Genomic DNA, 2,615 nt, shown 5'->3' with positions numbered 1-2,615 from the left:
GGGGCAACACCCGTACCCATACCGAACACGGCAGTTAAGCCCACCAGCGCCGATGGTACTTGGACCGCAGGGTCCTGGGAGAGTAGGTCGCTGCCGGACAGAGAAGACAACCCATCAGGTAGAAGCCTGGTGGGTTGTTTTTGTTATAAAACTTAATATTTATTATTTTCGTTTGTTTATGGTTCACCAAATAAAGAACTTGTAGGATTTTTCTATGACTATAAAATTTTACACTAATATATAAAGGAATTATTGTAATTTTGTAGTAATATATATAAGTAATACAATTTATTTCGTTAGGTGAAGGTGGTATTTATGGCTTTTCGAGACTTAAATATTAGGGAGGGATATGATTCTAGTGATATTGATGTATTAAATGAATTCTATATACCAGTATTGTTAGATACAGTAAGGTATGATAGGCTTGCAGGCTTCTTTTCATCGACTGCATTAGCATTGGCAGCTAGAGGTATTGCAGGATTAATAAAGAATAATGGGAAAATGAGACTAGTTGTATCACCTAAATTATCATATGAAGATGTAGAAACCATAAAAAAAGCGCTTAATGAACCGGAGTTCTATTTAACTAAATTACTTTCTGAAGATATAGAGAGAATCGAATATGAGTTAGAACGAGACCATTTCGATACATTTGGATGGATGATAGCAAAAGAAAAATTAGAAATAAAAATTGCTGTTATTTTGGATGATGAAAACAAAATATTAACAGCAGAAGATATAGAAAAGCAAGGAATATTTCACCAAAAAGTTGGTATTTTGCAAGATATAAATGGTGATATTTTAACATTCAGTGGTTCTATAAATGAAACGGCATATGCATGGATAAAAAATATAGAGGAATTTAAAGTATATAGACATTGGTTAGATGATGAAAGAAAATATGCAATAATTGATATAAATAAATTTGAATCCTATTGGAACAATACTCGAAATAAAGTTAAAATTTATGAACTGCCAATTGCAATAAAAAATCACTGGATAGAAAAAACACAGAGATATAGAGGTGATCTGTATTTAGTTAAAGAATATATAGAAAACAAAAACTATAATACAAAAACAATGGTTCAGTTAAATTTTTTTGATTATCAAAAGGATGCAATTCAAAAATGGATTAATAATGGATATCTAGGAATGTTAGAAATGGCAACTGGAACGGGAAAGACCAGAACAGCAATTGGATGCATATTAGAAGTTTTGAAAATTGAAAAACAAATTGCAATTATCATTGCATGTCCACAAAATACGTTATCCTTACAATGGAAAAATGAAATTGAAAGGTTACAGATACAATTTGATAAGCAAATAATAGCTGATGGAACTAATAAGAAATGGAAAGACCAATTAGTTGATTCATTAATTGATTTATCACAGGGATTGATTAAGAATCTTATAATTTTTACAACACATGCTACTGTTAGTAGTAACGACTTTATTTCAATAGTAAAGAGGTATAAAAATAGAAGTAAGATGTTATTTATTGGAGATGAAGCACATGGCTTAGGGGCAATAAAAACACGTAATAGTTTAATTGATGAGTATGATTTTCGATTAGGGCTAAGTGCTACTCCTAGAAGATGGTATGATGAAATAGGTACTAAATTTTTATATAAGTATTTCAATGATGTAGTATATGAGTTTTCAATAGAACAAGCATTGACTACCATAAATCCTGAGACTGGGAGAACATATTTAACTAATTACTACTACTATCCAGTTATTGTAAATTTAGAGGAATCAGAATTAGAGGATTATTATAATAAAACCAAAAAACTTATTAAATATATAAATGGAAAATATGACCAAATAGATATAGAAAAATCATTTGAGAATTTACTATTTATTAGATCAAATATCATTAAGAATGCTAGTCGAAAATTGTATGCTTTAGAACAAATATTATACGAACTTACAGAAATTGATAATGCAATAATATTTACATCACCGGAACAAATTGATCAAGTAATGACGATATTAGCAAAAAAAGGAATAAAGGCACATAAATTTACTGAAAAAGAAGGTACAATAAAGCAAGAAAAATATAATGGTCTTTCAGAACGAGAGTATATACTTGAAAATTTCAAGAAAAAAAATCTTCAAGTGTTAGCAGCAATAAAATGCTTAGATGAAGGAATAGATATACCTAGTGCACATACGGCTATTATTATGTCAAGTAGTGGTAATCCAAGAGAGTATATTCAAAGAATAGGACGTGTAATTAGACAATCTCCTGAAAAGAAAACTGCAAGAATTTATGATTTTATAGTTGTACCCAATCAAAAAAAACATGAAGATGATAAGTTTAGAGAAATTGAGCTAAAAATATTAAATAAAGAATTAATTCGAGCCAAAGAAATAGCAAAAAATGCTCTGAATAATGCTGAAGCTCTTTATAAGCTAAATCAATTATATGGAGGTAAATTTGAATGAACATAACTAAAATACTTAATGCTATAAGCAATAAAATGAATGAAGATGAAGTAACAGCAAAAATATTGTGTGAACTATTATTTTTTGAATCTTCAGGAAAAGGACATTATAAAGAAAAATATAAAGAAACGATTAAAAAATATCTAGGGGATGATAAAGATGAGAAT

At 29.1% G+C, this 2,615-nt stretch carries 1 protein-coding gene and 1 rRNA gene; both read left to right on the top strand.

Going from position 1 to position 2,615, the window contains the following annotated elements; genetic code table 11:
* Positions 1-99 (top strand): 5S ribosomal RNA (rrf, locus tag JDF658_RS12680); the annotation flags it as partial.
* Between the two features lie 216 nt (positions 100-315).
* Positions 316-2,448, top strand: a complete 2,133-nt coding sequence (locus tag JDF658_RS12675; protein WP_079907908.1) for a DEAD/DEAH box helicase family protein — start codon at positions 316-318, stop codon at positions 2,446-2,448.
* Positions 2,449-2,615: the final 167 nt, after the last annotated feature.

This window comes from Carboxydocella sp. JDF658, assembly GCF_002049395.1.
Classification (GTDB): Bacteria; Bacillota.
This window is presented reverse-complemented; position numbering and strand designations above follow the sequence as displayed.

Coding starts and splice junctions, on each gene's coding strand:
- JDF658_RS12675 (WP_079907908.1), top strand. CDS start 316: ATGGCTTTTCGAGACTTAAATATTAGGGAGGGATATGATTCTAGTGAT.